General features: G+C 69.7%; 1 protein-coding gene. It reads left to right on the top strand.

Annotation, left to right across the window (positions count from 1 at the left end; genetic code table 11):
• Positions 1-41: 41 nt before the first annotated feature.
• A partial coding sequence (locus CcI156_RS23755) for a condensation domain-containing protein (protein WP_254847598.1) occupies positions 42-1041 on the top strand: 1000 nt, incomplete at its 3' end.

Here is a 1041-nt window from a genome sequence, read left to right as displayed (position 1 = left end):
TGCGCGAGTTGGCTCGCCGCCATGGCCTGACGTTGAACACGGTGCTGCAGGGGGCGTGGGCGTTGCTGGTCAGCCGCCTGGCCGGGCGCCGTGACGTGGTGTTCGGGGCGGTCGTCGCGGGACGGCCCCCGGAGCTGCCCGGCGTGGAGAACATGCTGGGCCTGTTCATCAACACGCTGCCGGTCCGGGTGCCGCTCGACCCGGCCCAGCCGGTGGTGGAGATGCTGGCTGACCTGCAGGGTCGCCAGTCGGAGCTGATGCCCCACCAGTACCTGGGGCTGACCGAGATCCAGCGACTCGCTGGGCCCGGCGCCACCTTCGACACCCTCGTCGCCTACGAGAGCTTCCCGGTCGACCCGTCCGGTCCGGCGGACGGCCGCGGGCTGGCCGTCGCTCCCGCCGGAGGCCGGGACGCCACCCACTATCCGCTCACGCTGGCGGTGAGTCCCGGTGGCGACCAGCTCGGACTGAGGCTGAGCTACCGGCCGGACCTGTACGACCTGAACGCGGCCCGGGAATTGCTGAACTGGCTGGTGCGGATTCTGGCGGTGATTGCGGCGGATGGTGGGGTGCTTGTTGGTCGGGTGGGGGTGTTGGGGGAGGTTGAGCGGGCTCGGCTGGTGGGGGAGTGGAATGCGACGGGTGCGGTGGTGCCGGGGGTGACGTTGCCGGGGTTGTTTGAGGCTCGGGTGGTGGTGTCTTCGGGTGCGTTGGCGGTGGTGGATGGGGATGTGCGGTTGTCGTATGGGGAGTTGGAGGCGGCGGCGAATCGGTTGGCGTGGCATCTGATTGCTGGGGGGGTGGGGCCGGGGGGGATTGTGGCGGTGGTGGTGCCGCGGTCGGTGGATCTGGTGGTGGCGGTGTTGGCGGTGTTGAAGGCTGGTGCGGCGTATCTGCCGGTTGATCCGGATTATCCGGCGTCGCGGGTGGGGTTCATGGTGGATGATGCGGGTCCGGTGGCGGTGGTGTGCACGGTGGCGACGGAGGGTCTGTTGCCTGAGCATTCCGCGTTTCGGGTGGTGGTGGATGAGGCTGGGACGG

Source organism: Frankia sp. CcI156 (genome assembly GCF_001983015.1).
Lineage (GTDB): Bacteria > Actinomycetota > Actinomycetes > Frankiales > Frankiaceae > Frankia > Frankia casuarinae.
The sequence above is the reverse complement of the archived record's forward strand: the minus strand, read 5'-3'. Positions and strand labels throughout refer to the sequence as shown.